This window comes from Parachitinimonas caeni, assembly GCF_030129945.1.
GTDB lineage: Bacteria > Pseudomonadota > Gammaproteobacteria > Burkholderiales > Chitinimonadaceae > Parachitinimonas > Parachitinimonas caeni.
Map to the genome: position 1 here is coordinate 70,765 of NZ_JARRAF010000008.1, position 16,584 is coordinate 87,348.

A 16,584-nucleotide genomic window follows, 5' to 3' on the forward strand; every position below is an offset into this window, starting at 1 on the left:
TCGGACCAGCCACTTTTGCCTGATCGCCGCGATCAGGTTTCCCTGTGGAATATTCAAAGATGAAAAATCTGCTGAAAGTCACTGCCGTCGCCACACTCACTGCCTTGGCCTCGTTAACGGTTTCTGGCGCGGTCAACAGCCAGAAAGCACCGGCAGCCGTCAAAGCCGAAAATCTGCCGGTCATTCACCAGACGCTGGTGGCGCCACCAGCGTTGCCCCCGCAAATCACCCGCAAGACACCGGCCCGGGTTGTGGTCGAGCTGACGATTGAAGAAGTCGAACGCGAAATCGCCCAAGGCTCCACCTACACCTTCTGGACCTTCGGCGGCACCGTGCCGGGCAAGATGATCCGGGTGCGGGAAGGCGATACCGTCGAATTGCATATCAAGAATCTGGCCAGCTCTAAGCTGCCGCACAACATCGATTTGCACTCGGTCACCGGCCCTGGCGGTGGGGCACCGCAAACACTGCTGGCCCCCGGACAGGAAGGCGTCTTCAGCTTCAAGGCGCTCGACCCCGGCCTCTATGTTTACCACTGCGCAACTGCGCCAGTTGGCATGCACGTCGCCAATGGCATGTACGGCATGATCATGGTCGAGCCCAAAGAAGGCATGAGCAAGGTAGACCGCGAGTACTACGTGATGCAGGGGGATTTCTACACCACCAGCGGCTATCGGGCGGGCGGTCTGCAACCCTTCGATATGCAGAAGGCCATTGATGAGAAGCCTACCTATGTGGTGTTCAACGGCGCCGACCGGGCACTGACCGGCAAGAACGCGCTGAAAGCCAATGCGGGCGAAAAAGTGCGGATCTTCTTCGGTGTCGGTGGCCCCAACCTCACGTCCAGCTTCCATGTGATCGGCGCCATTTTCGACAAGGTGTACTTCGAAGGCGGCAGCCGTTATCAGGAACACGTCCAGACCACGCTGGTACCGGCAGGTGGGTCGGCCATTGTCGAGTTCGTGCCGAAAGTACCGGGCAACCTGACCCTGGTTGACCACTCACTGACCCGTGCCTTCAACAAGGGCGCGGTGGGCCTGCTGGCCGTGACCGGACCGGACCGGCCCGACATCTATAGCAAGGGCATCATCAAGGCAAGCTCGGCTGCCGCGACCTTGCCTGCGCACGGTGAAGAAGGCGGTAACGCCGAACCGCCCCCACACGATAAGGCCCCTAGCCACAACATCGGCCAGGCTGTCTTCGAGAAGAACTGCGTTGCCTGCCATCAGGCCAATGGTCAGGGCGTACCGGGCGTCTTCCCGCCTGTCGCCAACTCCGACTTCATGCAGAAAAATCCGGAAGAAGCCGCACGTATTGTGCTGGGTGGCCGGGCTGGCGAGATTACGGTCAATGGCATCAAGTACAACTCGGTGATGCCGCCACAGGATCTATCGGACAACGAAGTGGCCGAGGTGCTCAACTACATCAACGTCAAATATAACAATGGCAAACCGGTACTGACCCCGGAACAGGTGAAGAAGCTGCGCGCCACCAAGTAAAAGACCATGCGGCACCCTCTTTACCTACTGGGCGGGCTCCTGCTCGCCCTTATCAGCCTTCCGGGCCACGGTGCAGACTATCTGCCTGTGCCCGGCGGGCGTTTTCGCAGCGCTTTACCGGTCGATGACAAGCCGGTCACCGTTGCGCCATTCCTGCTGCGCAGCCAGCCGGTTACCAATGCCGAATTCCAGGCTTTTGTCAGCCGCCAGCCCCAATGGCAACGTGGCAAGGTACCCAGCCTGTTGGCCGGTGGCAGCTATCTATCACATTGGGCGGACCCGGTTCGACCGGGCGACATCGCGCCGAACATACCGGTGACGCATGTCAGCTGGTTTGCCGCCAGCGCCTTCTGCGAGAGCGAAGGAGCCCGACTGCCGCGCTGGCATGAATGGGAACTTGCCGCCGCCGCAGACGCCCAGCGCGCCGATGCCCGGCAAGACCCCGCCTGGCGGGCCCGCATTCTGCGCTGGTACGAGCGGCCAGCCACTGGCAGCCTGCCCCCAGTGGGGCGCGATGCCAACCTGTGGGGCATTACCGATCTGCACGGCGCCATTTACGAATGGGTAGAAGACTTCAATGGCCTGTTTGTCACCGTCGATAGCCGGTCGCAAGGCGAACAGAAAACGCTGGAAACCTGTGGCGCGGCCGCGCTCTCGCTCGACGACCGCGAGAATTACGCCATCCTGATGCGGATTGCCATGCTGTCCGCGCTAGCGGGCCGCGACACCTTAAGCACCCTGGGCTTTCGCTGCGCCCGCGATGTCCCGGCTACACCGCCCGCAGCCGCCCCCATCAAACGAGAGACATCATGAAAATCACCCGTTTTGCCAGCCTGCTGGCTGGTCTGCTTGTCAGCAGCCAACTGCTGGCAGCCCCAACCCTGCCTACCGATTCATTGTTGCAACTGAAAATGCCACTGACTTCGCAACGCAACGAAGCCGTTGAACTACCCGCCCTTGCCGGCAAACCCCTGCTGATCACCATGTTCTACGGCAACTGCAAAACCGCGTGCCCCGTCATCCTGCACAGCGTCAAAGCCACCGTCGATGCCCTGCCTGCTGCACAGCGCGAACGCATCACCGCCCTACTGGTGAGCCTTGATCCCGAACATGACACCGCGCAATCGCTTGGCCACATGGCCCACGAACAGGGCATGAGTGCCGCGCCCTGGCTATTTGCCGTCAGCGATAGCGACACCCACACCCGGCAACTGGCCGCCTCGCTCGGCATTCGCTACCGCAAGCTCGAAAACGGCGAGATCAACCACTCTTCCAAGCTGATCGTCACCGACCGCCAGGGCCGCATCGTGGCCAGCAGCGACAAACTCGGCAACAAAGCCGATCCGGCCATCGTGGCTGCATTGCAGGCCCAGCTGAAATAAAGCGACTCACAAGGCGGGGGATGGGGCGGTAAACAGGGCAACCTCGGGCCGGAAGACAGCAATGGTCGCAAGGACTCTTGCCCCCGCCGCTACCCGCCGAAGAGTGTCACGGAACGTTGATAACAGATTGCCACGATCAGACGGGCGCATGAAGCAAGAGAATTGAAATGGAACGATCTCTCCTTAAATCAGGTTTGATCTTCCCTGGCGTCTAGATTAAATGGATGGAAACGGAACGGTATTTCATCGTGGGCAAAATAGCTGTCGGTGCTGTGGCACGTCAGATATAGCCGGCCAAGTCTAAATTCACCTTCATAGTGCGCAATGACTTTATTTGAAATTAACAAATCAAACGACACAACATTTCCAGACTGTCTTACCACTCCTTGGGCCAAATCAGGGCCCCATATCTTGTTCCTCGCCGAGGATAAACGCCCCTGTATAGATGCCTGACCCAGAAGCGTATCTGATTCAGGAGACGTCATCAATTCAGGGCCTAACCGATTATTTATAGCGCGGCAACATCTTACAAATCCATCCCGATAAAAACGGAGATAAATTCGAAAATCCCACTTTCTCATTGGCAATCGACCTGATTTGAATAATCCATTAAAACAAATATTGCTTAATTCGACACTTGCCAATAATGAACAGCTGGCGGTTGCCGGGCTATCCGCGCTTACCCGGCTGCGGAGACCTGCGCGTAAGTCAGCGACATAGCGCCCAACGTCCGGGTCATTCCACTGTTTGCCAATGAAATCACCCCAAAATTGTCCCTCATCCAAATTTCCGTACCGAATAGGTATATGGCAATTACAGAGCCGCACCCCCTTGGAACTGACTCCGGTCATTCCGAAGCGTTTGGACATCCCATTTTTGCCAGAAATAAAAAATATATCCCCTTTCACAAACCATCGATGATTCTCCTTTGCCACCCAAATTTCGTCATCCACAGCTATAATTAAAAAAGTTGGCGTGCGAGCATTCATCACACTCCGCTGCGCACTGATCCACCCACGGAAGTCCGGTGTAAAGAAACCCAAGTCCACCATATCTCCTAAACGCTTTGGCGGCGGATCGGGCCTGTCGCCCTTCCAACGGGTTCTATATAAAAAGTCGTAATACTCAATCGTTCTTTCCCACTGCATTTCAGGCGAAAGTAGCGTCTTGACCCTTTTTGCCATGGCAATCATCTAAAGCCCGCAATGGGCGAAAAATGTTCAGCGTCGTCATAAAGAAACTACACAGTGGGATAAAGCCAGCGCTTCGAGCTTTTTGCCAGATGTCACGTGGATGCCCCCGGCAAGCGTTCTGTTCTCTCAACATAGACCAGTTTGTTTTAAAAAACGACCTGGTAGGCCTCTACGAAAAATCGTAAGCCTTGCTCCCCGGCGTGCTGTGGCCGTTAATGTCATTCATCCGGCCGTAAAGAATTTGTCGTTTTAATTACGCAAATTCATCAAGAAACCGCAAAAGCCATTTCACACAACCCGCATACACTGCGGCTCGCAATAAGCTGTTTATTGCGTAGTCAAGAAGCCAAATTATTGGGTTGGTGAGTAGCCGTCCCCCTGGTCGCCACCTGCCACACCGGCCTGCCGGAAGGAATTGGGTCTGGTATTTAGTATTGGCATAAAACCACTGAATAGACTGCGGCAAAACAATTTTAATTCATGATGCTGCAGAAAATAATTTGCCATTTTAAATACCCGAACCAGACGCCTTCTGTTGCAGGCCCTTTTTTTGCCGCCGAGGAGAAGGATCGTGAAATTAAAATCAAAGACCATATTGTTTGCTGGTCTGGCTATTTTCAGCAGCTTTCAGGCTGTGAAGGCCGATTCATTTGATTACTATTTGTTTGCCGCATCCTGGCAACCAGGCTTCTGCGCAACGCATGCCGACAAGGCCGAGTGCCAGACGCTGACCAGCAGCAGCTGGACTGCCAGCCATATGAGCCTGCACGGCCTGTGGCCCAATCGCTATGGCGGCAACCATCCGGCTTACTGCGGGGTGTCGTCGCAGGTTGTCGGCATGGACAAAAACAACAGCCAGTGGTGCCAGATGGGCGACTATGGTCTGAGCAGCAGCTTCCGCCAGAGTCTGGCGCAGCAGATGCCGGGGGTGGATTCCTGCCTGGATTATCACGAGTGGTACAAGCACGGCAGCTGCGCCGGACAAGCACCCGTCGATTACTTTGCCACGGCCCAGTGGTTGACCCAGCAGCTCGGTGGTACCAGTTTCAACCAGTTTCTGGTGACAAATCGTGGCCGCACGGTCAGCCGCAACGCCTTGCTGAATGCGTTTGATGCCAGCTTCGGCAGCAATGCACGGCGGGCGGTTTCGCTTAAATGTACCAAGTCGGGCGGGGTCAGCTACTTTGCCGAAGCATGGATTGCCTTGAATGCCGACACCCTCGATCAGTTCCCTTCCGCATCAAGTCTGGTGATGGACGCAGGCCAGGCCGGCAATTGCCCGAGCAGCAATATTTATATCGCCAGGTTCTGACGCATCAGCGCCGCGCCGCCCGGCGCGGCAAACTTCGGGTATGGCAAGTTGCCGCTATGATGGGGAGTCCCCTGCCCCATGAAATCGACATGAAGTCAGCCCATTTTTGCCAAGCGCTATTACCGCTCGTCTTGTTGCCGGTCTGCACGTCAGCATCAGCCAGTAACGATGGCCGTCGTCCGCTACAAATCGAACGCCCGCTCAGCGAAGCCCCGTCCGCACAAGGGCCTTTCAACTTTCGCTACCCGTATGGCGCTCTCCAATTCGACATGGAAGGCCGCTGGTTTTTGCGGTCAGATTCGCTGCAGATACAGGTCGCGCGCCTGCAAGTGCGCTATGGCGGGGCGCAACGTTGCTCTGACCGTTGCGACCCCATCGTCGGTATCCGGCTGGCTCTGGTCAGTCTGAAGCCTTCCTCAACCGAAACCCGGCAGCCGGAGGTCCTGAGCTCTGCGCTCAGTCTGGAGCAACCGCTGTTATTCGGCAGGGATCGGGAACTCAGAAACTTCTCACTGATGGTGCCGATTGATAGCACTGCTAAAAGCGGTACGGCACTCGCCTTGAGCCACCTGCCTTTTGCGCGACCAGAGCTGCGCTTCAGCACCAGCAGTCTACCCTGGACGGCGGGACACTATCCCGGTTTACCTTGGGCAGCAGCCACCGGTTTACCGGTCAGCCAGCAACCCTGCGCGCAGGTCGAAAACCTGCATCAGGCAATTGCCTGGCGTTGCCCGGTTCAGCTCAAACGCTCGCTTGCAGAGCCAGCGACCCGCGAGGCCATCAATGAAGCCGCCACGCTGCCGGGGGAAGGTGGCAGCCCGCAAACGCCGTTGTTGCGAGCGGTTCATAGTGCGGATTCCGAATTGGTGCAGGCACTGCTGCAGGCTGGTGCGAATCCGGACGTGCCGGCAGGCAATGAGCAGCTACCCCCCCTGCTTGAAGCGGCCTGGGACAACAAGGTCGCCATTGCCCGCCAGTTGCTGCAAGCCGGCGCCAAAGTAGATCAGATCGACAGCAGCCCTGGCCGCGAAGGCCGCACCGCGCTGCACTACGCCAGCATCGACGGCCTGGGCGAACTGGCGCGCCTCCTGCTCAAGCACGGCGCCAACCCGCTGCATCAGGACAGCAAGGGCTGGAGTCCCTATAGCACAGCGCTCTACTACCCATTCCGACTGGAAGTGCTCAAAGCGATGCTGGCAGCGGGCGTCTCACCTGATCAGCGCATCGTCATGCCGGCGCAGTTCGGCAATGCCGCCGTCCCTGGGCTGCTGCTGCCGATGGCAACCGAGAACCATGCGGCCATCAAAGCCCTGCTGGCGGCAGGCGCCAACCCGGGTCAAGCCGGCCCGTATAACTACCCGGTAGGAAATTTTGCGGCCTATTGGGGCCGCTGCAAGGTGCTGGCTACCTTGCGTGAAGGCGGCGTCGATCTGTTGCGCCCCACGCCTGCTCAATCTGCCCATCCCGGTGAAACCTATCTGATGCATGCAGCGGAAGGGGGAAGTCGTGAGTGCATCAAATACCTGTTGCAGCTTGGCGCCAAAACCGATGAACGCGATGCGGCTGGGCGTACGGCGGCCGATCATGCCAAGCAATATGGCCACGACTGGTTGGCCTTTCTGCTGAAGTGGTGGTACTGAACAGGCCCACCCCGCCTCGCCCTCGGCTTGCTCCCCTCCCGAATCCGTCCTATCACTCCGATAGCCAAAGAGAAGACGTTTTGACGACAGGGCAGCTCGAAGATCCTTGATTTCCGGCCGTGTAACAACGCGTCAGCCCCCAACAAGGAGATGGAGCGGCCCGCCATAACCAGGAGGAAGCAACCATGGCAGGCATGCAGGATATTGATCACGTAGTCGTACTGATGCTGGAAAACCGGTCTTTCGACCATATGCTGGGTTTCTTGTATGGCCCGAATGATCCGGCCCTGGCAGGACAGACCTTTGAAGGCTTGACCGGCAAGGAAACCAACCCGGATAAAAACGGCCAGCCGGTTCAGGTTTTCCGCATCACCCCCGACACGCCCAATGGCTACTTCATGCCGGGTGCCGATCCGGGCGAAGGCTACAAGGCCACCAACTCGCAGCTGTTCGGCAATATCAACGCCCCCAGCGAGCCCCCGCCCCCCGGCCAATCCAATCTTGGCTTCGTCAACGACTATGCCTACACGCTGGGCTGGGAATCGCAGAAACCCAGCTGGACCATCAAGGACGGCACCACCGCCAACGACATCATGGGCATATTCACCCCGCAGATGTTGCCCGTGCTCTCGACGCTGGCCCGGTCTTACGCGGTCTGCGACCATTGGTATTGCTCGGTACCAACCGAGACGCTGCCCAATCGCGCCTTTGCGCTGGCCGCCACCTCACAAGGCCATCTTGACGACAATACCAAGACTTTCACCTGTCCCAGCATCTTCGGCTTGCTGAGCAAGGCGGAAGTCCCCTGGGCCATTTATGGCTACGATGCCCCGCCGCTGACCCGCCATAACTTCCCCGACACTACCGATGCCCCCGAGCAGTGTTTTGGTCTGTTCAGCGACTTCCAGCAAGCCGCCCAATCCGGCCAGTTGCCAGCGTTCGTCTTTCTGGAACCCAGCTGGAGCGAAACCGGCAACAGTCAGCACCCCGTCGGCGACGTTGCGTTGGGCGAGCAGTTGATCTTTGACGTCTACAACACCCTGCGCAACAGCCCGCAATGGAGCCGGACACTGCTGGTCATCACCTACGACGAACACGGCGGTTGCTACGACCACGTAGACCCACCCTGGAACGCGACGCCGCCGGACAGCAGCGTGGGCGAATTCGGCTTCGACTTCCGCCGCTTTGGCCCTCGGGTGCCCACGCTGTTGATTTCACCGCTGATCAAACCCAACACCATCTATCGCACCCGCAGCGACACGCCGCTTGACCACACCTCGGTGCTCAAAAGCATCGAACGGCGCTGGAACCTGGCCAGCCTGACCGCCCGCGACGCCGCAGCCCCAGATTTCTGGGATGTGCTGAACAGCCACGCTGTACGCACCGACAACCCGCTGGCGCACGTTACACCGCCGAATTCCAATGGTGTTCACCCCAACCCGACCAAGCCATCCCACCTGCAACAGGTCCATGCCGATCTGGTGGCGCGGCTGCCGGTGCCTCGCGCACACGAGTACCATCGCGACCGTGGCGCGCTGGAAACATCTGAGGACTACGACGATTACATCCGTGAACGCACCCGCGCCTGGCAGAACACCCGTCATCTACGCCGATAAGCGGTGAGTCCAAACCCGGTTGAGCATGCTTTTGCAGATCATGGAAAGGAAGCTCAGCCGGGCCCGCTCCCTTCACCAAGACCACTCAAAAAAACCAGCAGCTGTCGCACCGGGCCGCTTGTCTCTTCGCCCGAACGCACGCACAGGCGCATCTCGCGACTGACCCAGGTGTCGTCGATGACGATCATCGCCAGATCCAGCGCCTCGGCATAGCGTTGCGCCACCGGGCTGGGCACCAGCGCCACCCCTACACCGCCGGCCACCAACTGGGCAATCGCCGAGAAGTTCGGCGCATGTGCCCTGAAGTTGATGGTCTTGCCCGCCAAGCCCGCCATGCGCTCGATAAAGCCCTGAATCGACCGCCCCCCACTCAGGCCGACAAAAGCGTGCTCCACCGCCTCGACAAAGCTGCAGTGCCCCAGCTGCGCCAGCGGATGCGAACGCGCCGCCAGCAACACCAGCCGGTCTTGACGGAAGGGCAAGGTGGTCAGATCGGTAGGATAAGCACCGTCTATCACTCCGACATCCGCTTCCCCGGCGCGCAGGGCGGCCAGTACGTCGCGGCTCGGGCACTCTTCCAGCAGGATGTCGATCAGCGGGTTGGCCTGCATGAACTCGGCCAGCAGGCCGGGCAGGCTGGAGCTGTTGGCAACCGTATTGGCCCGTAGCGTCAGCCGGGTACGGCGTTGCGCCTGCAGCGCGTTCAACCCTGTCTGCATCGCATCAGCCGCCGCCAACACTTGCCGGGCCTGCTCGATTGCCAGCCGCCCGGCTGGGGTGCAGACCATTCCCTGCGCATTGCGCTCGAACAGCGTCAGTTCCAGTCTGGCTTCCAGTTGCTTGATGCGATGACTGGCCGCCGACAGCGCCAATGGCAGGCGGCTGGCCGCCAGCGAGAGACTCCCGCTATCGCCAATCGCGACAAGCAGGCGCAAGTCGGCAAAATCAAACCGCAATGGCTTCGTCATCTACGAAGACCCTCTTGAATAATGGCGCATTCTGCTAAGGAGGCATTCAGCGCAAAATAATGAAAATTCGACATTTGGAGTGTGCATCATGAGCAAAGCCCTGGTCCAACAATTCGTGGCACGAGAAGGGCTGAGTCAGTATCTGCTGGATGGCCGGGTACTGGCCATGCTGGCGGCTGCCGGTTTTTCGATGAAAGCCATCTTCGTCAAGCTCTCTTATGCTGCCTATCCAGTTGACCCGATCACCCTGCTAGCCCTCAGGATGGTGCTGGCCCTGCCACTGTTCCTGCTGCTGGCCTGGCGTGAACGGGGCGCTGGCCCACTCGGCCGGCAGGACATCTGGCTGTTATTGCTGATCGGCTTTCTGGGTTACTACCTATCCAGCCTTACCGACTTCATCGGCTTGTTCTATATCAGCGCCGGCCTGGAGCGGCTGATCCTGTTCACCTACCCAACGCTGGTTCTGCTGTTTGGCGCCGTACTGCTCAAGCAGCCTATTCCCGCCAAAGCCTGGCCGCCGATGCTGGTCTGCTATATCGGCATCTTCGCGGCAGTTGGGCATGATCTGCAGCAACGCGCCGATGGCCACACCGTACTGATTGGCGCAGCCTGGGTCTTTGCCAGTGCTGTCAGCTATGCACTGTATTACCTGGGTGTGGGCAAGCTGGCCAAGCGGATCGGCTCCACCCGAATGGCAGGCTGGGCGGGCGCCGCCTCCAGCGGTATGGTGCTTGCGCACTTCGCCGCAGTAGGCGATTTCACTGTGCTGCCCAAGCTGCCTGGCATCATCTGGGGTTATAGCGCCGCCATGGCCGTGTTCAGCACCGTACTCCCCATTGCCCTGCTGGCAGCGGCAATTCGACGGCTGGGCGCAGGCGTCGCGGCCGGCTATGCCACGCTGGGGCCCGTGCTGACCATCGTCTTTGCCTGGTTGTTACTCGGGGAATCCTTCACCTGGATGCAGGCGCTGGGGCTGGGCCTGGTGATGGGCGGAGTTTCTTGGCTCGCCCGCAGCAAATAGGTTCTGCTGACATTGGATTGGTAGCACACGTGTCGCCGGAAAGCGGTCTGCAACACCGGGCCAGGCCGCTTTCCGGCGAAATCCTCCGGGGCGGGGCGACGCCCTGCCAGAGCCTCCACCTCGGCAGAAAAATGCAGCCGTTTCCGGTATAAAGGCAACATTTCATCCAACAGATTGCCCCGCCTCGGTTTCTGCTAGGCGGGCTTGCCTTACCATGCCTTTTTTCGGACTCGGACTACATATCCTCATCGCGCTGTATTTCGGTATTCATGCCCTCAGACGCGGCCACAATCTTTTCTGGCTGATCGTTTTATTCAGCTTCCCCCTGCTCGGCAGCATCGTTTACTTCATCGTGATCTACCTGCCGGAACTACGGAACAGCCGTGGGGCGCAAGTTGCCAAGCGCACGCTCAACCAGCTGGTAGACCCGAAGCGTGAGCTGCGCGACGCCACCGAGGCATTCGAACTCACCGCCACCGCAGCCAACCGGGCCCGGCTGGCCGCTGCGCTGCTGGCTTCGGGTGCCGCAGCCGAGGCCGCTGAACACTATCGCCAGTGTGCAGCGGGCCCCTTTGCCAAAGACGCCTCCTTCCTGACCGGTCTGGCCCAGGCCAGCATGCTGGCTGGCGATTACGCCACCGCAGCCAGCACCCTCGAAACGCTGTTCGGCCACGCCCCGGAGACCCGGCGTCAGGCAGCCACCTCGCTGATATACGCCCGTAGTCTGGCCGAGCTGGGACGCGAAGAAGCCGGCCCAGCCTTCGAAGCCGCAATCAAGTCCGCCACCGGCCCCGAGGCCAAATGCCGCTACGCCCAGTGGCTGGAACAGCGCGGCCAGACCAGCCAGGCTATCGCCCTGTATAAAGAGGTGATTGCCGACAGCCGGCACTGGCACCATCACGCCAAGTCGATCAACAAGGAATGGCTGAATCTGGCCGAGCAAGGCTTGCGCGGCAAGTAATTTCCGGCAAGGCAGCATCTTGGCTGCCATCAGCCTCTGCGCGCCGGTCTGGCGCGCAGATTTCTCAATATCCCATGCCCGAATCATGCGCCCCCCATCCCGATTCCGCCCCTTGCAGCAAGCCGTAGCGCTGGCGCTGCTGAGCCAGCTGTTTGCCTGCGCCAGTCCTGGCAAAGCCACGTTTACACCGGTCGAGGCAACGCCTGCCCAACCATCGGTTGTGGTCACGCCACCGGCACGACTGCCGGAGCCACCACCGCCCGCCAACCTGCCCAAGCCAGTCAACAGCAATCCGCCTGTCGATACCGCCCCGGTCAGCGTTACCCCGCCGATCGTTGCACCGGCCATCACGCCGCCCGCTCCCGTACCGGCCTGGCAGAACGATAAAGAGGGCCGGCGCCTGCTCGATGCCCTGCTGCCACGGCAAATCAAAGACCGTGCAGGCTGGAGTGACGATATCTTCAATGCCTTCGCCACGCTGAAGATCCCCTATACCGCCGAGTACTTCTGCGGTGCGCTGTCTGTCATTGAGCAGGAATCAAGCTGGCAGGCCGATCCGGTCGTGCCGGGTCTTGGCAAGATGGTATGGAAGGAAATTGGCGAACGGGCCGAGCGCTACCATGTACCGCTGGTGTTGATTCAAGCCGCCATGAGCAAAAGCTCGCGCGATGGGCGCAGTTACAACACCCGCATCAACGCACTGCGCACCGAGAAGGAAATGAATGCTCTGTTCGAGGAAATCGTTGCCGAGCTGGGGCGCAGGCATCTGCCGAGCATTTCCAACCCGATCCGCACGGGCGGACCCATGCAGGTTGGCGTCGAATTTGCCCAAGCCCATGCCAAAGCCTGGCCGTACCCTTATCCGATCGGTGACAGCATCCGCCATGAAGTCTTCAGCCGTCGTGGCGGACTGTATTTCGGCATTGCTCACCTGCTGCATTACCGTGCCGACTACAGCCGCCAGATCTACCGTTTCGCTGACTTCAACGCCGGGCGCTATGCCAGTCGTAACGCGGCTTTCCAGCTGGCGGTCGATAAATTGGCGAGTAGTAGCACAGCAACGACGGCACCCGCCCCCAAAGTGGTCAGCAAATCTGCCAAGGGCTCAAAGCCAGCCGCCAAACCTCAGCGCCTGACCCCGGATGGCGACCTGCTCCGCTATGAACGGGGCGCCCCCAGCCGCGAAGCCAGTGACACCCTGTCCGCATTGCTGAAACTGACACCGCAGCTGGGCATGAGCCGGTCAGACATCGAACGCGACCTGCAAAGCGAAAAGACCGAACGCTTTGGCCAGACCCTGCTCTACCGGAAAGTCTATGAGCTCGCCGACAAGGCAGCAGGCAAGCCCTTGAGCCGCGAAGCCCTGCCACAGATCAAGCTGTCTGGCCCGAAAATCCAGCGCAAACTGACAACCGCCTGGTTTGCTGAGCGCGTGGATGGACGCTTCCGCCTGTGCATGGCACGGGTGCCAACGATTTAGGCTCTGTTGACGTTTTGCTTCCCGAAACAAAATGTCAACAGAGCCTAATGCGATAGGGGGATTTGAAGATCAGGCGCTGTTGCTGCGCCCAGGTCGGCGCCAAACCGGGTTTGGCGCCGACGCACGTTCAATGACCGCACCGTCTAGAACGGATGCCAATCCAGCCGAACGGCAAAGAACTGATTGTCATCCTTGCGGAACAGGCCTGTGGTGAAGGCCGATACCCCCAGGCGCTTGTCGGGAGACGACCAGGACAACACGACGTTACCGGTCCAGCCCGAAGGCTTGTAGCTCTCGGTGAGATTGGCTTCGCTGGTATAGCGACGCGTCAGATAGGTCATCTGGGTTTCGAGTTTGAAGCGCTGGCCCGGCAGCCAGGTCGAACCCAAGGCAAAGCGATGGCGCGGCAGATTAGGCACTTCGAAGTCTTTGAAAATCCCCGAGGTATTGACGCCCTTCGACCGGACATAGCCAATATAAGCACTCAGATTGGGACTCAGCACGACATCGGCCGTTGCACCCGAAGTCCAGATCCGCCCCGCGCCGATCGAGATCGGGCTTTCCAGGTATTCGACATTACCCAGCCCCGGAATCTTGCGCCGCTGCAGAATATCGAAAGCCGCAGTCGTGGCGGTTTGCCCCTCGGCCGGCTCCCCACCGCTGAACAGCAGGTTTTTGACTTCCTTGTAATCGGCAAAGAACTTGGCAAAGGCAAAGCGGCCGTAGTCGGACTCCCACTGCAACCGGAAGCGCTCAAGGCGCCCGCCCGGCAGCACCACTTCATCATCAACCGGAATCCCGCCATTGCTGATGGGTGCCAAGGTGGCGGGGCCCCAACCACGCCGCCAGGTCTGTCCTGCCAGCCGCAAACGACTATCCTGCCCAAACGCCGCCACAGCACCAACACTTGGCAGCCAGCCATCGTCGTCAACGTCCCAGCGCTTATGGAAAGTCGCCACCAGTTTGTCATTCTGGAAGGTGCGATTACTGTTTTCCCTGCGGGCATCGATGCTGCTGTATGCCAAGGCACCATCAACCTCCAAACCGCTCAGGCGCAAGCGATCACTCATGTAGTACAGGCTGTTTCGTCGATCAAAATCACGCGTTTCAAGGTTGCGGGTGGTAAAGACCTTTCCCCCGGCAAGCGGCACCGTACCTATGGAGACGGACTCCCGAGTCTGATCGGCCCGTTCGTGCTCGGAGCCAAACATCAACTCATGGCCACCCAGTCGCATGACGTGTCGCCATTGCACATCCTGCTGCGTTGGCGCCTGCTGCGCACTGCGGTTGAAAATCCCCACCGAGCGCTGGCTGTCGTCATCCCAACGCCCCCAACCGAGCTTGAACCAGGTCTGAGCGGTCGGACTATGCCGCCAGTTGATGCCCGCATCCAGCCGATCGACTACCGAACGGCTGGGGCCAATATCGCCTTGCGGGTCGGGCACGATCATGTCGCCATCGGTTCGGTTGGCAAACAGGAAGGCGCGCAGTTCGTAAGTGGGCTGCATGCCCAGCGCCAGAGTGTAGTTGGCCAGATGGCCATCCAGCGGCAGCTGTTTCGGGTCCACCTTCAGATATTCGGCATTGGTAAACCAGGCAAGCGGCATGCTCGCATTGCTCATGCCATAGGCAGAGGCGCTGGTGCCATAGGCCCGGAACTGCCGGCCCAAGGTGACATTACCAGTCAGCGAAAGATGGGAACCCGGCGTCACTACCAGCGGGCTGAGATCGCTCGGTGCGCCAAATGTCAGCGGGTCGGCCAGATAGGCACGTAGCAAGGATGAATTCTTCAGATACTCGCCACGGTAGCGGTTGGCGAGGAAAAACTCGCTACCCGCCCATAGTGGGTCGTAAGAACGCTGGGCATAACTCATGGCCCAACTCTCCAGACCGAACGCAGCAAAACCGCTTCCCAGGTTGGCACTCCCTTGCTGGTCAACGCCCAGTGGGTTCAACGATTTGAGGAAGGGCAATCGCTGCATGGCCCCCTGTGCCTCGTCGATGGCTGCAGAGGGGGCCATGCGGTCCTGCTCGATCAACGCTGCCAGCTGGTAAGGCAGGGGGTCATTCGGGTCCAGCTCTTTGGCGCGCGCCAGGGTGTCAAGCGCTGCTTTCTGTTTACCTTGCCGATAGTAAGCAACGGCCAGATAAGCATAGGCACGGGCATACAGGGGTTCGACCAGCGTTGCGGCGAGCAGGTCAGTCTGGGCGGCCGCATTCTGCCCCTGCTTGAGTCGTGCCACGCCACGGCCGGTGAGTGCGACATAGTCATCGGGCTGCGCTGCCAATGCCGCATCGAACTGGGTGTGGGCCTGCTGCCAATCACTGCGCAGGGCCTCGACATTACCAAGCTCTCCCCGCAGACCGGGGCTATCGCCACCAGCCAGCGCCGCCATCAACTGCTGGCGAGCCGCCGGCAGATCTTCGCGTTCGACCTCCATCGCCGCAAGACCACGGCGGCCGCGTGGATCATCCGGCCGGCCAGCCAGAAACGCAGAGTAAGCCGCACGAGCCGCTGCCTCGCGCCCATCCAGTCGGGCCAGATCACCACTCACCAGCATCAATTCCGGTTCCGCCGGAAAGCGCTGAACGGCTGCCGCTACCAGCTTGCGGGCTTCGGCGGGCTGGTCGGCGGCCAGTAGCAGGCGGGCCTGAACCGCCGGAACCCGCCCCTCGTTCGGGAAGCGGGCAGACGCTTCATCCAGCCAACGCTGGCTTGCCTTGATGTCGCCCGCCAACGCCGCCAGCTCGGCACGCAACAGGCCCGGCACCGCGCTACGCCGGGCATCTGCTGGCAGAGCCTCGAGCGCTGTCGCCGCTTCAGCCATCCGACCTGCTTGCAGATGCGTGGCGACCGCCTGCAAGGCCAGCGTTTCCGCATGGGTATCCTTGAAGCGGGTTTCCGGGTATGCGGCGAGATCAATCTGGCGGTAGTTCACCCATTGGATGCGCTCTGCCGGCCGCTGCAGCTGGATCTTGACCGGCGCCTGACCCACTGCGGCGACGGCGGCTTCGCCGCCACCCACCGACACCCGGCCGAACGCGTTCGAGAATTCAACGCGGCCATGCAGTACGGTCAGTGTCGAACGCCCGTCATCATCGACCTGCATTTCCCAATCCGTGCCAGAAATCGCAGCCAGTGCCGATGGCGTCTGCATGCGTAGCTGGCCACGGGTTTCCTTGGCCTGACTCCAGGCTCGACCCCGCTTGAGGTCTAACACCGTCCCCTCTTTGGGCACCGCCTTGAGTTGGAAAATAGCATTCTGGGCGAGCTTGACTTGGGCACCATCCGCAAAGAGCAGGCTCATGCTGGCCAGATCGCCAGTGCGGACGTGGCTCTCCGCAGGCAGTCCCAGCTTGACCTTGGCCACACGCCAGGCGGGATCGGAATCCGGGCGCCAATCGCCGCTGCCCGTCATCGACACGATATGTGCCAGATCCGCAGCCAATGCCGGCAAGCAGGCGGCTAGCGCACAGGTGAGCAGCGAGAGGCGAAGTGTTTGTCGGGGCAT

General features: G+C 60.0%; 12 protein-coding genes. 9 read left to right on the plus strand and 3 right to left on the minus strand.

What is annotated here, in order from left to right:
* The first annotated feature begins 59 nt into the window (after window positions 1-59).
* Genes nirK through PZA18_RS09035 form a run of 3 tightly spaced genes read left to right on the plus strand, consistent with a single transcriptional unit; the run spans window position 60 to window position 2,881 of the window.
* Entirely contained in the window at window positions 60-1,499 is a 1,440-nt protein-coding gene (nirK, locus tag PZA18_RS09025; RefSeq protein ID WP_284100499.1) for a copper-containing nitrite reductase, read from the plus strand.
* A 6-nt stretch (window positions 1,500-1,505) separates the two neighbouring features.
* Window positions 1,506-2,312: a formylglycine-generating enzyme family protein gene (locus PZA18_RS09030; protein WP_284100500.1), complete on the plus strand. Its 807-nt coding sequence runs from the start codon at window positions 1,506-1,508 to the stop codon at window positions 2,310-2,312.
* Entirely contained in the window at window positions 2,309-2,881 is a 573-nt protein-coding gene (locus PZA18_RS09035; protein ID WP_284100501.1) for an SCO family protein, read from the plus strand. Before PZA18_RS09030 ends, PZA18_RS09035 begins: the two co-directional genes overlap by 4 nt.
* 188 nt (window positions 2,882-3,069) lie before the next feature.
* On the opposite strand, the gene PZA18_RS09040 is transcribed toward PZA18_RS09035, so the two are convergent.
* A complete protein-coding gene (locus PZA18_RS09040; protein ID WP_284100502.1) occupies window positions 3,070-4,074 on the minus strand; it encodes a hypothetical protein in 1,005 nt (334 codons plus the stop codon).
* Window positions 4,075-4,645: 571 nt separating this feature from the next.
* On the opposite strand from PZA18_RS09040, the gene PZA18_RS09045 reads away from it, so the two are divergent.
* The 3 genes from PZA18_RS09045 to PZA18_RS09055 all read left to right on the plus strand — a co-directional run bounded on the left by PZA18_RS09045 (window position 4,646) and on the right by PZA18_RS09055 (window position 8,642).
* Window positions 4,646-5,386 (plus strand): ribonuclease T2, encoded by a 741-nt coding sequence (locus tag PZA18_RS09045; RefSeq protein ID WP_284100503.1) that lies wholly within the window; start codon window positions 4,646-4,648, stop codon window positions 5,384-5,386.
* An 89-nt stretch (window positions 5,387-5,475) separates the two neighbouring features.
* A complete protein-coding gene (locus PZA18_RS09050) occupies window positions 5,476-7,026 on the plus strand; it encodes an ankyrin repeat domain-containing protein (protein ID WP_284100504.1) in 1,551 nt (516 codons plus the stop codon).
* A gap of 185 nt (window positions 7,027-7,211) precedes the next feature.
* Complete coding sequence (locus PZA18_RS09055) at window positions 7,212-8,642, plus strand: alkaline phosphatase family protein (protein WP_284100505.1); 1,431 nt, start codon at window positions 7,212-7,214, stop codon at window positions 8,640-8,642.
* A 53-nt stretch (window positions 8,643-8,695) separates the two neighbouring features.
* On the opposite strand, the gene PZA18_RS09060 is transcribed toward PZA18_RS09055, so the two are convergent.
* Window positions 8,696-9,610, minus strand: a complete 915-nt coding sequence (locus tag PZA18_RS09060; RefSeq protein WP_284100506.1) for a LysR substrate-binding domain-containing protein — start codon at window positions 9,608-9,610, stop codon at window positions 8,696-8,698.
* An 88-nt stretch (window positions 9,611-9,698) separates the two neighbouring features.
* Here PZA18_RS09060 and PZA18_RS09065 point away from each other — a divergent pair, with 88 nt between their 5' ends.
* The 3 genes from PZA18_RS09065 to PZA18_RS09075 all read left to right on the plus strand — a co-directional run bounded on the left by PZA18_RS09065 (window position 9,699) and on the right by PZA18_RS09075 (window position 13,072).
* A complete protein-coding gene (locus tag PZA18_RS09065; RefSeq protein ID WP_284100507.1) occupies window positions 9,699-10,631 on the plus strand; it encodes a DMT family transporter in 933 nt (310 codons plus the stop codon).
* A 214-nt stretch (window positions 10,632-10,845) separates the two neighbouring features.
* On the plus strand, window positions 10,846-11,592 hold the full coding sequence (locus PZA18_RS09070; RefSeq protein WP_284100508.1) for a hypothetical protein: 747 nt from the start codon (window positions 10,846-10,848) through the stop codon (window positions 11,590-11,592).
* Window positions 11,593-11,677: 85 nt separating this feature from the next.
* A complete protein-coding gene (locus tag PZA18_RS09075) occupies window positions 11,678-13,072 on the plus strand; it encodes a DUF1615 domain-containing protein (protein WP_284100509.1) in 1,395 nt (464 codons plus the stop codon).
* 143 nt (window positions 13,073-13,215) lie between these two features.
* On the opposite strand, the gene PZA18_RS09080 is transcribed toward PZA18_RS09075, so the two are convergent.
* On the minus strand, window positions 13,216-16,584 hold the full coding sequence (locus PZA18_RS09080) for a tetratricopeptide repeat protein (protein ID WP_284100510.1): 3,369 nt from the start codon (window positions 16,582-16,584) through the stop codon (window positions 13,216-13,218).

Bases quoted from the DNA above. Each gene is read 5' to 3' on its own strand.
- nirK (WP_284100499.1), top strand. From the start codon at position 60: ATGAAAAATCTGCTGAAAGTCACTGCCGTCGCCACACTCACTGCCTTG.
- PZA18_RS09030 (WP_284100500.1), top strand. From the start codon at position 1,506: ATGCGGCACCCTCTTTACCTACTGGGCGGGCTCCTGCTCGCCCTTATC.
- PZA18_RS09035 (WP_284100501.1), top strand. From the start codon at position 2,309: ATGAAAATCACCCGTTTTGCCAGCCTGCTGGCTGGTCTGCTTGTCAGC.
- PZA18_RS09040 (WP_284100502.1), bottom strand. From the start codon at position 4,074: ATGATTGCCATGGCAAAAAGGGTCAAGACGCTACTTTCGCCTGAAATG.
- PZA18_RS09050 (WP_284100504.1), top strand. From the start codon at position 5,476: ATGAAGTCAGCCCATTTTTGCCAAGCGCTATTACCGCTCGTCTTGTTG.
- PZA18_RS09055 (WP_284100505.1), top strand. From the start codon at position 7,212: ATGGCAGGCATGCAGGATATTGATCACGTAGTCGTACTGATGCTGGAA.
- PZA18_RS09060 (WP_284100506.1), bottom strand. From the start codon at position 9,610: ATGACGAAGCCATTGCGGTTTGATTTTGCCGACTTGCGCCTGCTTGTC.
- PZA18_RS09065 (WP_284100507.1), top strand. From the start codon at position 9,699: ATGAGCAAAGCCCTGGTCCAACAATTCGTGGCACGAGAAGGGCTGAGT.
- PZA18_RS09070 (WP_284100508.1), top strand. From the start codon at position 10,846: ATGCCTTTTTTCGGACTCGGACTACATATCCTCATCGCGCTGTATTTC.
- PZA18_RS09075 (WP_284100509.1), top strand. From the start codon at position 11,678: ATGCGCCCCCCATCCCGATTCCGCCCCTTGCAGCAAGCCGTAGCGCTG.
- PZA18_RS09080 (WP_284100510.1), bottom strand. From the start codon at position 16,584: ATGCCCCGACAAACACTTCGCCTCTCGCTGCTCACCTGTGCGCTAGCC.